The sequence below is a fragment of the Candidatus Methylomirabilota bacterium genome, assembly GCA_027293415.1.
GTDB lineage: Bacteria > Methylomirabilota > Methylomirabilia > Methylomirabilales > CSP1-5 > CSP1-5.
The window spans coordinates 1-16468 of sequence record JAPUFX010000003.1 but is presented as its reverse complement, the minus strand read 5'-3'; the positions used below and the strand labels follow the sequence as shown (position 1 = coordinate 16468).

Sequence of the window (16468 nt, the reverse complement as noted above, 5' to 3'; positions counted from 1 at the left end):
TCGGGGCACGAGATGCCGCCAGGCTATGCGGAAAAACTCAAGACGCTGGAGGAGCTGGCAAGCATTACGCAGGGCCTCCGCCGACACGGAAAGCAGGTGGTCTTCACCAATGGGTGTTTCGACCTGCTCCATCGAGGTCACGTTCGGTACCTGGATCAAGCCAAGACCTTGGGAGATGTCCTCATCGTTGCCATCAACAGTGACGCCTCAGTCCGTGCCCTGAAGGGGCCGGGCCGGCCGGTGATGTCTGACGAGGAACGGGCCGAACTGGTCACCGCCTTGGCCGCGGTCGATTACGTCCTCGTTTTTGAGGAGCTGGATCCCGAGAAAGTCATCCGGGCGCTCGAGCCAGACGTGCTGGTCAAAGGGGGTGATTGGCCGGCGGATCAAGTCGTCGGGCGGCAGATCGTAGAGAGTCGCGGGGGGCGGGTCTGTACCCTGTCGTACGTCGAGGGGGCATCGAGCAGTCAACTCCTCCGACGCATCCGGGGAGGAAACGGATGATCGCCGGACGATTTGCAGACCTTCAGGCCCTCAACCTTCACGAACGGCTGCCGGACCTTTCGGACGGCGGAGGGCTCCGGCTGTTCGGCCTCTGGGGGGGTGCGCGGGCGCTGGTGCTGGGGGAAATTGCCAGGGCGCTCAAACGGCCACTGGTGGTGGTGACGGCGACCCTCAGAGAGGCAGAGGAACTGACGGCAGATCTCCGCTTCTTCCTTGACCGAGACCGCGTGGAACTCTTTCCGGAGCCGGAAGGTCCCCCCTTTCAGCCGATCTCGCCGCCGCTTGAGGTGCGCGCGGAGCGGATGAAGCGTCTCCGTGAACTTCGGGACGAGGAGCTGTCAGCCCTGGTGCTGCCAGCCCACGCCCTCTTTCGTCGACTCCTCCCGCCCGAGGAGCTGGATGCGGCCACCATGCACCTCTACCCCCAGCGGATCGTGCCTCCCGAGCAGGTCGCAGAAATTCTCGACCTCGGTGGCTATCGGGCGGTCCCCCAGGTGGAGCAAGCAGGGGAATACAGCCGCCGCGGGGGGATTTTGGACATTGGCCTTCCCCACCTGCCCCATCCGGTTCGTATCGAGTTTTTCGGAGATGAGATCGATTCGATCCGGACCTTTGATCTGGGGACGCAACGTTCGCTTACGTCCCCAGGCCAGGGGGGAGTGGTTATCCTTCCGCTCTCGGAGATTCTCCTGCGCCCGGAATCCCGGGAGTTAGCGCGGCAACGCTCAAAGGGAAAGGGATCTCCTCTGCTTCAAGGCGCGGTCGAGGTGGGAAAGTTCGGGCCCGGCCTCGAGCGCTATCTTCCCTACTTCTATCGACGGACGGTCCCCCTGTGGGAATACCTCAGTCGGGAAACGATTCTCGTCTGGGACGACCCGGACCAGGTGACGGCCAAAAGCGAGACGGCGGAGGAACTCCTGGAGGAGCAGTACGAGCGGCATCAGGGTGAAGGACTTCCCCCGCTCGGGGCGACACACCTTCAGTGGAAGGAGATCCGACAGGGGCTGGCGTACCGATCCAGGATCGACCTTTTGCCGTTTGCACCGGCACCAGGACAGGAAGCCGCACCTTTCGTTTTTGAGACCCGACCGATCGCTACGTACCAGGGGCGCTTCACCCCCTTGGTGCGTGACCTCGGATTGTGGCGTCGAGAGGGGCACGCCATTACCCTTGTGGCCAGGGGGGCGGCGCAGGCGCAGCGCCTGGGCGAGGTGCTGCGCGAGCACGACCTGGGTGCCAGTGTGAACGACGGGCCTGCCCTCCCCGGAAGCATCCACATCCTGGAGGGGGGACTCACCGCCGGCTTTCATTTTGCGCCGCTGAAACAGACCTATCTCACGGAGGCGGAAATCTTCGGCCCCCGCAGGGCTGTCTCCGTCCGACGCCCAAAAATCCGTGAGGCTCGCCCCTTTGTTGCGTTCGAGGATCTGAAATCTGGTGATGTTGTGGTTCACGTGGACCATGGCATCGGGCGGTTCCACGGACTACAGAAGCTCACGGTGGGCGAGGCGGAGGGAGATTACCTGCTGCTGGAGTATGCAGCGGGCGATAAGCTCTACGTCCCGGTGGACAAGTTCCACCTCGTCCAGCGCTACGTGGGTGCCGATGCCACGACGAGTGGCCCCCTCCTGGATCGGTTGGGATCAACGTCGTGGGCGCGGGCAAAGGAGCGGGTGCGGGCCTCCATCCGGGAAATGGCGCAGGAGCTCTTGAAGCTCTATGCCGCCCGACAGGTGGCCGAGGGGCACGCCTTCGCTTCGGATACCCCCTGGCAGCGCGAGTTTGAGGCGGCCTTTCCCTTTGAGGAGACAGGCGATCAAATCACGGCCATCCAGCAGGTCAAGGCGGATATGAGTCGGCCTCAACCCATGGACCGGCTGGTCTGCGGGGATGTTGGGTACGGCAAGACTGAGGTAGCCATGCGGGCGGCGTTCAAGGCGGTCATGGACGGAAAGCAGGTCGCCGTCCTCGTCCCCACAACCGTATTGGCCCTCCAGCACTTCCAGTCGTTCTCGGACCGCTTCGCCCCCTTTCCCATTGTGGTGGAGGTGCTGTCCCGATTCCGGACCCGCGGGGAGCAGCAAAAGGTCCTCCGCGGGCTGCGGGACGGGACCGTCGATATTGTCATCGGCACTCATCGGCTCTTGCAGAATGACGTCCGATTTCGGGATCTGGGACTCCTCGTGGTGGACGAGGAGCAACGGTTTGGCGTGGCGGCGAAGGAGCGGCTCAAGAGGCTCCGGACCGAGGTGGATGTCCTGACGTTGACGGCCACCCCCATCCCGCGGACCCTGCATATGGCGATGTTGGGGGTCCGGGATGTTTCCACCATCGAGACCCCTCCTGAGGATCGGTTGAGCATTCGCACCTACGTGACCCGTTTCGATTCCGCGGTGATTCAGCAGGCGATCGAAGAGGAAATCGGCCGAGGGGGCCAGGTCTTTTTTGTCCACAACCGAGTCGAGAGCATCCAGGCCATGGCACGGTTCCTCCATCGCTTGGTCCCCCACGTCAAGATCGCCGTGGCCCACGGGCAGATGTCGGATAACGAGCTGGAACGCGTCATGTGCGACTTTTACGCCAGGCGATACCAACTCCTCTGCTGTACGGCCATTATCGAGTCGGGCCTCGATATCCCGACGGCCAATACCATCATTATCAATCGCGCAGACCGGTTTGGGCTAGCCCAGCTGTATCAGCTTCGTGGTCGGGTTGGTCGAGATCGGTTTCGGGCTCACGCCTATCTCCTCATCCCGCGCGAGGATGCTCTCACCGAAGGTGCCCGGAAGCGTCTTCAAGTGCTTGCCGAGCTGACTGAACTGGGCTCGGGGTTCAAGATCGCATCCCGAGATTTGGAGATCCGGGGGGCGGGAAATCTCTTGGGGGTAGAGCAGCACGGGCACATCAACGCAGTGGGATTTGATCTGTACTGTCAGCTCATCCAAGAGGCGGTCGCAGAACTCAAGGGGGAGGACCGCGAAATCGTGGTCGATCCGGTGCTTCGTCTCCCGCTCGAGGCATTCATTCCTGAGGAGTACGTCTCGGATGCCACCGTCCGCCTCACGTTGTACAGACGGCTCTCGGCCGCCGCCTCCTCGGCAGAGCGCGAGGAGCTAGCCGGCGAACTCCGAGATCGGTTTGGCCCGTTTCCCCCGCCAGTGGAGCATCTCTTGACGGTCCTCGATCTGAAGGCGACGGCCCGGTCGCTTCGGATCAGAGAGATCGACGCCCGTCGCGGGATTGTCCGGATTGCGTTCGGGCCAGCCCCGACCGTCCCGCCGGAGCGGATCTTGACCCTTCTTGAGGCGATGGGAGGAGCACTCCGGTATCTGCCGGAGGATACCTTGGAGCTGAGCTGTGACAGCACCTCAACCCTCGAGCGGATCGCAAGAATCAAAGCCCTGCTCCAAGAAATGCACGAGCCCTGCGGTCAGCCGCTCGGCGGTTCGGGAGGGTCATGATGCACCAGCACCGACTGATCCTGGGCCTTACGCTGCTGGTCTGGGGAGCGGCGGTGGTCGCCGGAGAGGGTGTCCTCATCGATAAGGTAGTTGCCATAGTCAACGACGAGGTAATTACCCTCAGCCAGCTCCAGCAGGAGGGAAAGCCTCTTATCCAGCGCATGCGGGACGAGTTGCGGAAACAGAACCCCGCGGGGCAACTGCAGATTACCGAGCGACAGATTCTTGATGCCTTGATCCTTCGCCAATTGCAGCTGCAGGAGGCGGCGAAGGAAAACATCGTCGTGGATCAGGAACAAGTGACGGCAGCCATCGAACAGATCAAAAAGCAGAACGGCATCATAAGCGATGCCGAGTTCGCCGAGGCCCTCAAGCAGCAGAACCTGACCCTCGAAGAGTTTAAGACGAGGGTGGGGGAGCAGCTGGTTGTGGACGCGCTCCTTGTGCGCAACGTGCGGACGAGCGTCATCGTGTCCGACGAAGAGATTACGCAGTATTATCATGATCACGCCGACCAATTCCGGAAGCCTGACTCCGTCCGAATCCGGCATATTCTGATGCGTCTCCCGGAAGATCCCTCATCCGAGGATCTCACGCAGGCTCGGGCCCGTGCGGCAAAGGTGCTCGGGCACCTTCAAGATGGGGCCGATTTTGCCATGATCGCGGCTGAGCATTCTGACAGCGCAGCAGCCAAGGACGGGGGTGACTTGGGCGTGATTCAAAAGGGGGACCTGCACCCGGCCCTGGAGTCCGCCGCTTTTTCTCTAGAGCCGGGGGGCATCAGCGACATCATCACAACTGACGCGGGGTTCAATATCATCAAGGTCGAGGAGCGCACGGGGGGTGATGCGATGAGTGGCCAGGTCCGGGAACAAATTCGTCAGCTCCTCTTCAACCAGAAGCTGGTGAAACGGATGAATGCGTATTTTGAGGAGCTGAAAAAGAAGGCGTACATCGACGTGCGACTTGACGAGTAATTCAGGGCAGTCAGCCATCAGCAGTCAGCGGTCGGCTGGGAAAATGCTGACGGCTTGCAGCGGACAGCTTCTTCGCTAATCAACAGAGGGGGAGGTCGGCGACGGCATTGAGGTCAAGAGAGGCGACCTCTCCCCGACGAAGGCGGGCGTACCCGGCTGCGGCGATCATGGCTGCGTTGTCGGTACAAAGCTCACGCCGCGGCCAGAACACCTCTATCTCATCACGGTTCGCCCTTTGCGCCAGATGTTGCCGGAGAGATTGGTTGCAGGCCACCCCGCCGGTGAGAAGGATCCGCGAGCTCCCGACGCGCTTGGCGGCTCTGATCGCATTGCGCGTGAGGACATCCACGACCGCCTGCTGGAAACTGGCCGCGATGTCCGCTACTAATTGGGGGTTGAGAACGGTGGGTTCGCGGTCGGAAGCATCCATCCGTGTCGCGCCCCGTCGCCGTGGCGTCCTGTAGCCTCTCCTCTCCAGATACTGGATGACCGCGGTCTTGAGTCCACTGAAACTGAAGTCCAACGACCCATGGCCGATGATCGGCCGCGGGAGGGAAACTGCTCGGGGGTCCCCGGCGCGCGCCACCTGTTCGATGTGGGGGCCTCCCGGGTAGGGAAGTCCGAGGACCTTGGCGACCTTGTCAAAGGCCTCTCCGGCCGCGTCGTCTCGGGTACAACCTAAAAGGCGACATGTCCCCGGCGCCTCCGCGTGGTACAAGTGCGTATGGCCCCCCGAAGCCACCAAGGCGACATACGGGCATTCGAGATGCGGATGGTCGAGGAACACGGCGTAAAGATGGCCCTCGATGTGATTGACACCAACGAGGGGCTTGCGCAGGGTATACGCCAGCGCCTTGGCTGACGACATCCCGACGAGGAGAGAACCCACGAGGCCGGGACCGACCGTGACAGCGAGGCCCGTCAGGTCAGCGAAATCCGTCCCGGCCTCCGTGACCGCCAGCTGGATGACTGGCACGATCATCTCCAGGTGGCGCCGGGAAGCCAACTCTGGCACGATTCCCCCGTAGGGCGCATGCAATTTCACTTGTGAGGCCACGATGTTGGAACGGATCTTCTCGCTCCCCTCCACCACCGCAGCGGCCGTTTCGTCACACGAGGTCTCGATGCCCAGAATGAGGTCAGACATGTTTCCCAAAAAGCTATCAGCTGTCAACAATCAGCAATCACGTTCTGCTTCGTGAAGCTGACCGCCGACAGCTGACAGCAACGTGTGGTTTCGCCTTTAGCTGGAGGCCACCGACCCCTGGGGCCGCTCGTAGATCAGAATAGCCCTCAGGACCTCTACCGCCCGTCCGAGCTGCAGATCCTTTTTGGGGTCCGGGGGGCGTCGGCCGAGGGGTTGGGAGGTATCCCCCTCCTGCTCGCCGATGGGCTTCTTCCGCTGGTCGATATGGGCCTGGGCAGTTGTCGGTGGCTTGGGAGGCTCCACGATGATATCCGGCGTGAGGCCCTCCCCGTGGATGAGGCGCTGCTTGGGGGTGAAGTATTTAGCGGTGGTCAGCCTGAGACCCGAGCCATCGTTGAGCGGAATTACGGTTTGGACTGAACCCTTACCAAAGGTCGTGGTTCCTATCAGGATCGCCCGCTGGTGGTCCTGCAGAGCTCCAGCCACAATCTCGGAGGCGCTGGCCGAACCCTTATTCACCAGGACGACCATCGGGAACGACTCGGGATTTTCATGTTCGTCGACGAAGCGGAGGTTCTGGTTTTTGACTCGTCCCTCGGTCGAGACGATCAGCTTTCCCTTCTCCAGGAAGAGATCAGTCGCCAGGACTGCCTGATTTAGTAGCCCTCCGGGGTTGTTCCGCAGGTCGAGGATCAGGCCGCGCATCCCTTGCTCCTTCAGCTCCTTGAGCGCCTCCTCTAGGTCCCGGGCGGTGCGTTCCTGAAACGAGGCCACCCGAATGTAGCCGACCCCGGCTTCGAGAAGATCCGACGTGCGAACGCTATGGACTTCGATAATGTCGCGGGTGATGGGTACCTCAAAGGCCTCCTGGCCCTCTCGGAGAATCGTGATAGTCACCTCGGACCCCTTGGGTCCCCGGAGCTTTCGGACCGCTTCCATCAAGGTCATCTTTTTGGTCGGCTCATCGTCGATCCGGATAATGTGATCCCCCGCATAGATCCCGGCCCGCTGTGCCGGGGTCCCATCGATGGGCGCCACCACCGTCAGCTGGTGGTCCCGCACCGTGATCTCGATCCCGAGCCCGCCGAAGCTTCCTTGCGTTTCGACCTGCATCTCTTTATAGACGTCGGGGGTCATGAAGGAGCTGTGGGGGTCGAGCGTGTCCAGCATTCCCCGGATCGCCCCGTAGATCAGGTCCTGGGAGTCGGTAGACTCGACGTAGTTGCTCTGCACAAGCGTGAGGACCTCGGTGAAGACCTTGAGCGTGTCGTAGGCCTCCTCCGTCGCCACGACCCGCTTGTGGACACCGCTGATCACGATCACCACGGTTAAGAGTCCGAAGATCAGAATGACTCGTATCCGCCCTGCGAGCTTCCCGGAAAGCATCGTGGAAACCTCCTGTACATGCACTTCGTTATCTGTCTGGGATGCCCCGTCGAGAATGCAATGAGTATACCACAATGCGGGCGGTTCGCGAAAAACTTCACTGCCGGGGCGAGAGCCACACGAGAGGGTCCTGCGGGTTTCCCCGGTGGCGCAGTTCAAAGTAGAGCTGGGGACCCTCGAGCGATCCGGTCTCCCCCACCCGCCCGATGACCTGGCCGGCCCGTACCCCATCGCCCACCTGGACCAGGAGCTCGGACCCATGTGCGTAGAGAGAATAGAAGCCATGGCCGTGGTCCAAGATGATCAGCCTGCCATAGCCCCGGAACCAGTCGGCATAGAGGACCGTTCCATCATAGACCGCTTGGATCTGCCGACCGAGGGGGGCGCGAATGCCGATCCCCTTGTTGAAGGTCACGATCTTGAGCTTGCGATTCTTCTGCCGGCCAAAGCGGAAGGCGACCTCTCCGTCGGTGGGCCAGGGTAGCTTGCCCTTGCGGGCAGCAAATAGGCCTACGAGTGGAGGCGAGGCGGCCTTCTCCTGCTTACTGAGCTGGTTGATGAATTGCTGCAGCCGGGTGGAGACCGCCTCGAATTCCCGGATCGCGGTGAGGTAGCCCTGCTTTTCCTCCTGGAGCCTGGCCAGCAGGATGCGCTTCCGCCACTTCTCATCGGCGACCTCCGCCCGCGTTGCCCGGAGGCGGTTCCGATCCCTGGCCAGCGCGGCCCGGCGGGACTGCAGTGCCTCCTTCTTCTGGGTAAACGCGGCCAGCTCGGAGGAGTAGCGTTCGCTGAGGATCTGGTCCTGGGCCGTGATGACACCGAGGTATTTCATCCGTCGCGCCATGTCGGTGAGGCTCTCGGCAGAGAAGAGCAGGCGGAAGTAACCAAACTGTCCTTGCTTATACAGAGCCCGAACCCGGCCGGCCCAGCGCGCTTCGGTCTTCTTGAGTTCCCGCTCCGCCCGCGTGATTTTTTTGCTCAGCTTGCGAATGGCCTGCTGCTCGGATCGGAGTCGGGTCCCCAGCACCTTGAGCTTCTTCCCTTTCCGCCGAAGCTGTCGGTCAATCTTTTTCAGCGTGACCTGGACGGCGGCCTCCGTCGCAGCGGTTTCTTTGGCCTTCTTCCGTTCCTTCTCGATCTGCCCCTTGAGCTGCTGGAGCTTCTGCTTCTTCTCGCGAAGGGTTCCCTGCTCATCGGCCTGAAGACCTCCGGTGAGCACGCCCAGCGCAAGGGTAGTGATTACTATTGCGGTGCTGATACGTTTCATGTCTTGGCTACACCCTGAGAAACCGTCGAACGGCTACCAGACTGCCCACCCCCCCGAGGAGGGCGCCGGTGCCGACCATGGCCATTTGGTACCCGGCCTCGAGGAACTGGCCCATTTCAGATTCGGAAAAGATGGTGGGAGCGGACGTCCCCAATTGCCACAGCGTGGCCCGGAAGAGCGCGTAGAGAAGGCCCAGGGCCAAGGCGGCTCCCACCCCGCCTTGGAGACTGCCTTCGAGAATGAGGGGAAGCTGGATATAGGCCCGGGTCGCCCCGACGAGGCGCATGATCTCGATTTCCTCGGCCCGCGCATACACCGCCAAGCGGATTGTGTTCGCCACGATAAAGAGTGACGTCACCCCCAGGACCCCCCCGATCACGATCCCGAGGATCTTCATCACCTGAATGATACCGGTGAGACGCTCAATCCACTCCTGACCGTACAGGACATCTTCCACACGCTCCATCTGCTTGAGGGATACGGCAAGTTGCCTGAGGGCGTCCGCCGTCTGGTATTTTTTGTGGATCCGGAACTGAAAGGAGGCAGGCAGGGGGTTATCCTTCAGGCCCTCCAAGAGACTTCCCTGATCGCGGATCTGTATTCGGAAGTCGGCCAAGGCCTGGGATTTGGAGACGTAGGTCACCTCCCGAACCGCGAGCTCCTTATCCAGTCGTTTGCGGAGGAGGGTTAGCTGGTCTGGCGTATTGCCATCGTGCAGAAAGACGACGACCTGGAAGTCCTCGGCCCACTGGGCCACGACGATACTGAGGTTCAGGGCAAGGAGCAGGAAGATTCCCGTCACCAGGAAGGCCACGGTGAAGGCCCCGATCGAGGCTACAACTCCCCAGCCCCCCCTCCGGAAGTTGATGAACGTTTCGCCCAGGAGGTGCTGGAAGCGCTCCCAAAGCATGGGTTAAGGGATCTCCTCCACCAAGCGTCCATGCTTCAGGATGAGGGCGCGCCGGCCCATTTCAGACACGAGGCTGGGGTTATGGGTCGCGACCACCACCGTGGTTCCCCGGACATTCACATCGGCCAAGAGGCGCATGATATCCAGGGCCAGGTCGGGGTCGAGGTTGCCGGTCGGCTCATCCGCTAGCAGAATCGTCGGGTCGCTCAAAAGGGCTCGCGCGATGGCGACCCGCTGCTGTTCCCCGCCGGAGAGCATGTAGGGAATCTGGTAGGCTTTCTGGAGGAGGCCCATCTGCGTCAAGAGGCGGCCGATCTTGCGCCGGCTGATGGAGTCGGGAATCCCGAGGACGCGGGTAACCAGGCGGAGGTTGTCATACACAGTCCGGTCCATGAGGAGCTTGAAGTCCTGGAAGATCAGGCCGAGAGTGCGCCGAAATGGGGGGAGCCTATTTTTGCGCATCCGGATGACATTGCGGCCGTTCACGAGAATCTGGCCGGAGGTGGGAACGTCATCCCGGAGGATGAGGCGGAGCAATGTCGTTTTTCCGGCACCGCTCGGGCCGCAGAGGAAGACGAATTCGCCCTTCTGGATGTGAAGGTTGATGTCCAAAAGGGCCTCCACCTGTTTTGGATAGACCTTGGAGACCTGAAACATTTGAATCATAACGTCTCCTTGGATTCGCGGCAGCCCTATTCTCGCTGGAGGCTAGCGCGTTCCCTGGAAATTTGCAACTCCAAACTCCTCGGGGCTGGACTGTGCAACGACCCTATCAGGGGTGATCAGAGGTGAAAGGACCCGCGCTCCCATGCGCTACTCCCGCTGCGTGCGGCCCATGGCTGAGACGGGACAGCATTGACAAGCCCTGGACTCTTCTCTAGCATGAACGTCTGGGTCGTACCGAAGGATGCGCAGAGCAATGATGATGCCAAAAGTGCCCCAGCCGCCTGTGCCGCGCCGACGCCGGATTCCCCTCTCTCGATTTTGGCTTGACAGGCGTATCAATTTCTTTCTTGGAGGGGTGTGCCTCTTGGTTCTAGTCGCCGCTCTCATCTCGCTTTGGGGGGCCCCGAGAGCCACCCCCTCGGTGGCAGGGTCCTCCCCCGCAATGCATCGCGAGCGGGCGCAATACTATGAAGGTATCGGCCAGATCGAGGAAGCGATCCGCGAATATCAGGCTGCGCTCCATCTCAGCCCCGGGGAACCTACGCTCCACAAAAGTCTGGCCCTCCTTTTCGAACGGCAGGGCAGATTTCCCGACGCCGTCGCCTCGTACGAGCGGTATCTTGAAATCGACTCGGGGGCGGCGGACGGCTCCGCGATCCGGACACGCATCGAAGTGCTCCGCCGCACACAATGATCCGATTCCTTTCCTTCATCGTTGATCTCTCCGCGATCCGGGTGACTCCTGCACCCGCCTGCCATTCGTCGGCGGTGATAGGCGCGGAAGGGTGCCGGTGTGTTCGTCCCTCAGGTTCGTAACAGGGTGAAATTGCGGACTGAGCCGGTCACGGATATTTGGGGACAGAGCAAGGTGCTGGCACTGATGTTGCAGCTGGCGAGTGGATATGCGGAAGCGATTTTGTCGATATGCCCTTCGATTTCCCGTGGCGTATTTGAAGTTGGGCCAGGAAGAGGCTTGCCCAACAGGAACTGGGTGGACCGAGGACCTGGGAGAACGGGGGGCCTCCCTGAAGCTGCCATGCGCACTCCATCTGGGATGGAGGTTGGGCCTCGTCATTTTCGCAGAGCCGGAAGTTGTCGAAGCCGAGGCAGTTGTCGTTTGGGTACGCGCGGGCGGCCAACGAAACTTTTACTTTCATGGCGTGGAATTCCTCCAGCTCGCACCCTCCTATTACGAGTCTCTCCTCAAGGCTTTGCCTCAGAAGGGATCATTGCGACAGCGGGTAACCCAACGGTTCCCGATCAAGCTACCGGTTTCTTGTCGAGTTGGCAGAGCCTCCGCGTCTCTCTTGGAGGGCCATACCGGGAACATCAGCCGAAGCGGAGCAATGATCTTTTTACCCCAACGGATTCCCCCTCGGACCCGAGTCGAGCTCACGCTGTACGCCTCCCAACCGGACCGAATTCGCGGCAGGGTGCGATGGGTAGCGCATTCGAGTGACGACTCTGGGCTGATCCGCCACGGGATCGAATTCCTCCGGGGGCCTCTCGCCCCGCAAAGGTTCATAAATCTCTTTCCGAGTACGCTTAATGACCGGACCCCCGACTCTGGGTCGCCTTCGAGACCCCACATCTCCCAGGCGATCCCTGATCCCCCGCCCCGCTCCCGGAAGGTTGTGGGCCTCCTCAGATCGATTGGGGGCTCCGGCCGATCCCTCTCCCGTACGGTAGACGAGCCTTCTTCCTGAGTGCCCGGGGCCCAAGCCATCGTGTAATCGGGCGATCTCGATTGCTGGCCTTCCTCTCATTTCGTACTGGAAATCACTCCGCCTGTTGAGGGTCCTCGGCTTTGGGGTTGCGATTATCCCTTTGCCAGGGCAAAATGACTGACGGAGTAACGCACCGCGGAGTGTCGTTTCTATAAAGCGCGCTCGGCAGCAGGAGTCCCTGTTCGCTCCGCCTTGGCAACCGGGCAAGATTTGTGGTCGAGGCTAGCCCTGAGCGACGCCCGGCAAACGCGGGCGGAGTCGAAGCCCGGAGGGCGGATATTCACCTCTTCGTGAATAATCCGGGCGAGGTGCATTTCCCTCGATGAAGTGCGAGGGAAACTTTTCCTGAAAAGGAGCCTTCCCAATGGAACAGGCCTTAGACCGCAGAACGTTCCTGTCTCTCGTAGGGCTCGGGAGCCTCTCCCTCTTCTTCACCCCATACGCCGCGTGGGCGGCCGAAAAGCCGCCGATTGCAGGGGCACTGCTACTCGCCAGGATCAAGACTCCACCGTTCCGCGACTCGGTCGTACTTCTGTTCGAACAAGGGAAACAGGGGTCGACGGGTCTGATCGTCAACAAGCCAGGTCATCGGAGCCTGGGCCGCATGATGGCCCGGATGAACGCCCCTTTCAAGGACCGCACTATCTTCGATCGATACGCGCAATCGGAAGTGCTGTACGGGGGTCCCGTCGGTCGAGACCGGGTCCTGTCTATTATTCATGCCCCCCCGGGGAAGTGGGCTCCTTCCTGGGACCTCGGCTTCCTGGCGATCACCCGCGCCCCTGAACTGCTCGAGAATCTGGCTGCTGGGACGGCAGGGGTCAAGCAAGTGGTTGCCTGTCTGGGGATTTCCAGCTGGGCACCCGGCCAGCTGCATGGCGAAATTGCCGCCGGTCATTGGCAAGTGGTCTATCCCCAACCAGAGGCTTTGCTCGACCTGCTGTTCGAGACCCCCGCGTGCGACCGCCTCGACAGGGCCCGCGAACTGCCCGAGGGATTGCCGGTCAGCGTCCCGCGGCATACCATCTAAGCTCGGTTGATTCATCAAGGAAACCCCCCGCAAGATCCGCGCGGGACATTACCCGGAGTGGAGAAAACTAGGCCCGTTGTCGCCCGGGCCCTTACCGAGCAGAATCAGGTGAGGGGTGATCGGTTGGATCCTCGTCTTCACCAGCAGGAGTAGGCGAGCGGAGGTCCGACTCGTCCCGATGGTGAATGGCCGCAAGGATGATTTCCTGGACGTCCATTTGGACCTCGTCCTGGGCGTACACCTGCACCGCGTCAAAACGAAAGTGGCCAGCCTCCTGAGCCACGAGTTGGAATAGCGCTTCTCGTCCGCGGACATCCCCGAAGGTTGCAGCGAGGACCTTGCCGTCGCGGATGGTGACTTCTGCCTGGCCCGCTGGGGTGAGGATGCGGAGGATACCGGTCTGCTTGTGGGTGGTGAGGAGTTGGAGGAGGTCCGGCGGGGGGAGGCGACTCAGCTCGCCGCTGAGGGGGGCATCTATTCCCGGCGTCCCCCGGCGCAGGATACGCTGGATACGGATTTCTAGCTCGCGGAGGTTGACGGGCTTGGGCACATAGTCGTCGGCGCCAAGCGACAGGCCGTGGGCCCGGTCCGAGGGATCGCTGACGGAACTCAAGAACAGGAACGGGATTCCGGCCAAGGTAGGATCCTCTCGGACCTGCCGGCAGAACTCCCACCCGTTGAGACCAGGCATCAGCACGTCGGCGATGACAAGGGTTGGGTGCTCCACCCTGGCCAGGCGCAGACCTTCGACGCCGTCCGGTGCCGTGAGCACCCGGTAGCCGCGTTGGGCAAGCCCCTCCCCCAACACCTCCCGGACGGCGGGATCGTCGTCCACAACTAGGATCGTCTCAGCCATGCGGTGCCTCCGTCCGAGGACAAAAAGTCAGGTGTGCAACGGGTTGGTGGGAAAACCCTCCTCGGGCGAGTTTTTAGAAGTAGAGGGGTGCAAAAGACGGGCCAGCGGTAACATCTTGCCGTGACCTGCTGCCCCCAATCCTGGTGGAAAACGATGGTATTTTCAGAGGAGTGAAAGATCTCGGGGGATGTCCTGCTCGAGGAGGCGTTTCATGGTTGCGATATCCTCGGGGGGCAGCACCTCAAACAGCTGATGGAGGCGCAGGGGATCCCGGTTGGCTACGAGCGTCCCTTCCAACACGTCGGCCAGGTAAAAGAGGTGGGCGCCGCCGTCCAGGACAGACCGGACTTCGCACTCCAGGTAGCCCACGATCCCGGAGAGGAGGGGGGAACCCGTTATCCCACGCTCGAAGGGAACGGTGGCGAACTTGTCCACCTGCCGCCCTGACTGGAAGCCGAAGTGGGAAACCCACGACCATTGATCCTTCGCGAGCAGATTCAGTGCAAACTTCCGGCTCGCTTCGATGAGCTCACGGGTATAGTTCATCCTGCCGACACCTACTATGATGCGAGGGACCTGTGGGACGATCGTCGCGGGCATCACCCAGCACACGATCTGGCCATTGCGCCGGTCTCTGTCCGCCGCCGTGAGGACGAAGACTTCGAAATCTATCTTGCCGAGCACCGCCGCAATGCTGCTCTGATCCATGCGCACCTGCCTGCGAGAGTCAGCTTCTGAAAGATCAGAAAGGCTTGTTCCCGGCCAAATAGGCTGCAAGGCCCCCAAGAACAATGGTGATCCACCAGAGAGGCTTTGCCAAGGTGGGTTTGCGAAAAATGACGGCGATGAGAGCTCCCAAGACGATCCAAATAATCGCCTTGACGGTAACCCACCCCGGCCACGACAAAAAAATGTCGAGGCGAGCCAACATACCGAACCCCCCAAGCAGAATCAGAAACATGCCTACGCCGTGCGTGATGGCGACAGGCTTTCTCCATGCGTGTTGCTGGGTGCCTCCATTGATACGATGAAGGAGAAGACCTCCCAACGCCATGAGGACCATAAAAACGCCGATGAGGTGAATATTTTTGTACACGAGGTGCGGAATCATCACGCTATCTCCCGGGTTCGGTCGTGGTTTGGTTTATACCGTTCCTGAAGCCTATGCGAGGTCGGACGCTGGTCACGGACTCTTCGCATGAATTGCCTTTGCCTGTTCTTCGAACTTTTCTGCTTCTTCTTGCTTTCCCGCCTTCTTGTAAAACCGTGCCATTTTCTCCAACACAGTCGCCACTTTCGGATCGTCTGGCCCCAAGGTCTTTTTCGCTATCACGAGGGCCTGCTGGTACAGGGACTCGGCCTCGGCATAGTTGCCCTGAGCTTGATACACTCCCGCCAGGTTGGTCAGCGTCGCCGCCACATAGGGATGGTCTGGCCCCAAGGTCTTTTTCGCTATCACGAGGGCCTGCTGGTACAGGGACTCGGCCTCGGCATACTTACCCTGGGCTTGATACACCCCCGCCAGGTTGTTCAGCGACGCCGCCACCTCGGGATGGTCTGGCCCCAGGGCCTTTTCCCGTATGGCCAGGGAACGCTTGAACAACGGCTCGGCCTCGGCATACTTGCCCTGGGCTCGATATAGCGCCCCCAGATTGTTCAGGGATAGGGCTACACGGGGATGGGCTGGGCCTAGCGCTTTTTCCCATATGGCCAATGCCCGCTTGAACAGGGGCTCGGCCTCGGCATACTTCCCCTGGGCCTGATACAGGCTTGCCAGATTGTTGAGGTCAGTTGCAACGTCGGGGCGATCTTTCCCAAGGGTCTTTTCATGTATCGCCAACGCCCGCTTGTACAGGGGCTCGGCCTCGGCATACTTCCCCTGGGCTCGGTATAGCTCCGCCAGATTCCCCAGCGCAGTCGCCACCCGGGGATGGTCTGGCCCCAGGGCCTTTTCCATTATTGCCAACGCCCGCTGGTACAGCGGCTCGGCCTCGGCATACTTGCCTTGGAGATCATACAGCCCCCCCAGATTGTTCAGGTCTCTTGCAACGGCGGGGTGATCTTTCCCCAGGGCCTTCTCATCTATCGCCAGGGCCCGCTGGTACAGCGGCTCGGCGCCGGCATACTTGCCTTGGGCTTTATAAAGCGCCGCCAGATTGTTCAGCGAAGTCGCCACAGCGGGATGGTTAGGACCAACTCCACTTTCTGCAACTTTTAATGCCTCTTTAGCTACCTTGATCCCTTCTGAATACCGTCCTTGTTGATAAAGCGTCCAGGCCTTAGCACTTAGCTCCACCCACAATGCCTCCTGGGCAGAGGCAGGCAAAAGCGTGGTCAGCAGGAGGAACGGCAAAAAAAAGGAAACCAGAACTCTGCGAAGGAACACATATAGACTCATCTCCAAAGTCCCCTTCTCGCCTCCCTCGCCTCCCGCTGCAATTTCAGAAACAGATCCTGATGCTTGATGTTGGGTGGAATCGTCATCACCATCGCGTACCCATTCTCCACTAGCCAGGCATTTACGAAGGTGCCGTCCT

General features: G+C 61.0%; 15 protein-coding genes. 5 read left to right on the top strand and 10 right to left on the bottom strand.

Translation table 11 applies throughout. The annotated features are described in order from the left end of the window. The first annotated feature begins 12 nt into the window (after positions 1–12). From rfaE2 to O6929_00115, 3 genes are read left to right on the top strand one after another with little or no spacing between them, the layout of a single operon-like run. The gene (gene rfaE2 / locus O6929_00125; GenBank protein ID MCZ6478802.1) at positions 13–504 is read left to right on the top strand and encodes a D-glycero-beta-D-manno-heptose 1-phosphate adenylyltransferase; all 492 of its coding nucleotides are present in this window, start codon (positions 13–15) and stop codon (positions 502–504) included. Beyond that, positions 501–3965 (top strand): transcription-repair coupling factor, encoded by a 3465-nt coding sequence (mfd, locus tag O6929_00120; GenBank protein MCZ6478801.1) that lies wholly within the window; start codon positions 501–503, stop codon positions 3963–3965. The genes rfaE2 and mfd overlap by 4 nt, the downstream gene beginning before the upstream one ends. Continuing rightward, positions 3965–4942 (top strand): peptidylprolyl isomerase, encoded by a 978-nt coding sequence (locus O6929_00115; GenBank protein MCZ6478800.1) that lies wholly within the window; start codon positions 3965–3967, stop codon positions 4940–4942. The genes mfd and O6929_00115 overlap by 1 nt, the downstream gene beginning before the upstream one ends. Positions 4943–5021: 79 nt before the next feature. Here the strand turns inward: O6929_00115 and tsaD are convergent, their stop codons facing one another. From tsaD to ftsE, 5 genes are all read right to left on the bottom strand, one after another. Beyond that, positions 5022–6089 carry a tRNA (adenosine(37)-N6)-threonylcarbamoyltransferase complex transferase subunit TsaD gene (gene tsaD / locus O6929_00110; GenBank protein ID MCZ6478799.1) on the bottom strand — a complete coding sequence of 356 codons (1068 nt, stop codon included), beginning with the start codon at positions 6087–6089 and terminating at the stop codon, positions 5022–5024. A 96-nt stretch (positions 6090–6185) separates the two neighbouring features. Further along, a complete protein-coding gene (locus tag O6929_00105) occupies positions 6186–7475 on the bottom strand; it encodes a S41 family peptidase (protein MCZ6478798.1) in 1290 nt (429 codons plus the stop codon). A 97-nt stretch (positions 7476–7572) separates the two neighbouring features. Then, the gene (locus O6929_00100; GenBank protein ID MCZ6478797.1) at positions 7573–8742 is read right to left on the bottom strand and encodes a peptidoglycan DD-metalloendopeptidase family protein; all 1170 of its coding nucleotides are present in this window, start codon (positions 8740–8742) and stop codon (positions 7573–7575) included. 7 nt (positions 8743–8749) lie between these two features. Further along, positions 8750–9652: a permease-like cell division protein FtsX gene (locus tag O6929_00095; protein MCZ6478796.1), complete on the bottom strand. Its 903-nt coding sequence runs from the start codon at positions 9650–9652 to the stop codon at positions 8750–8752. A gap of 3 nt (positions 9653–9655) precedes the next feature. Beyond that, on the bottom strand, positions 9656–10318 hold the full coding sequence (gene ftsE / locus O6929_00090; GenBank protein MCZ6478795.1) for a cell division ATP-binding protein FtsE: 663 nt from the start codon (positions 10316–10318) through the stop codon (positions 9656–9658). Between the two features lie 253 nt (positions 10319–10571). Here ftsE and O6929_00085 point away from each other — a divergent pair, with 253 nt between their 5' ends. Both O6929_00085 and O6929_00080 read left to right on the top strand, forming a co-directional pair. Beyond that, the gene (locus tag O6929_00085; GenBank protein MCZ6478794.1) at positions 10572–11012 is read left to right on the top strand and encodes a tetratricopeptide repeat protein; all 441 of its coding nucleotides are present in this window, start codon (positions 10572–10574) and stop codon (positions 11010–11012) included. Positions 11013–12409: 1397 nt separating this feature from the next. Then, positions 12410–13075, top strand: coding sequence for a YqgE/AlgH family protein (locus O6929_00080; GenBank protein MCZ6478793.1), 666 nt, complete (start codon positions 12410–12412; stop codon positions 13073–13075). A gap of 91 nt (positions 13076–13166) precedes the next feature. On the opposite strand, the gene O6929_00075 is transcribed toward O6929_00080, so the two are convergent. The 5 genes from O6929_00075 to O6929_00055 all read right to left on the bottom strand — a co-directional run. Then, on the bottom strand, positions 13167–13931 hold the full coding sequence (locus O6929_00075) for a response regulator (protein ID MCZ6478792.1): 765 nt from the start codon (positions 13929–13931) through the stop codon (positions 13167–13169). 162 nt (positions 13932–14093) lie between these two features. After that, positions 14094–14639 (bottom strand): flavin reductase family protein, encoded by a 546-nt coding sequence (locus O6929_00070; GenBank protein MCZ6478791.1) that lies wholly within the window; start codon positions 14637–14639, stop codon positions 14094–14096. Positions 14640–14673: 34 nt separating this feature from the next. Continuing rightward, on the bottom strand, positions 14674–15042 hold the full coding sequence (locus O6929_00065) for a hypothetical protein (GenBank protein MCZ6478790.1): 369 nt from the start codon (positions 15040–15042) through the stop codon (positions 14674–14676). A 72-nt stretch (positions 15043–15114) separates the two neighbouring features. Continuing rightward, complete coding sequence (locus tag O6929_00060; protein ID MCZ6478789.1) at positions 15115–16329, bottom strand: tetratricopeptide repeat protein; 1215 nt, start codon at positions 16327–16329, stop codon at positions 15115–15117. Beyond that, the coding region (locus tag O6929_00055) for a thermonuclease family protein (protein ID MCZ6478788.1) at positions 16326–16468 on the bottom strand (143 nt) is incomplete at its 5' end. The genes O6929_00055 and O6929_00060, both read right to left, overlap by 4 nt.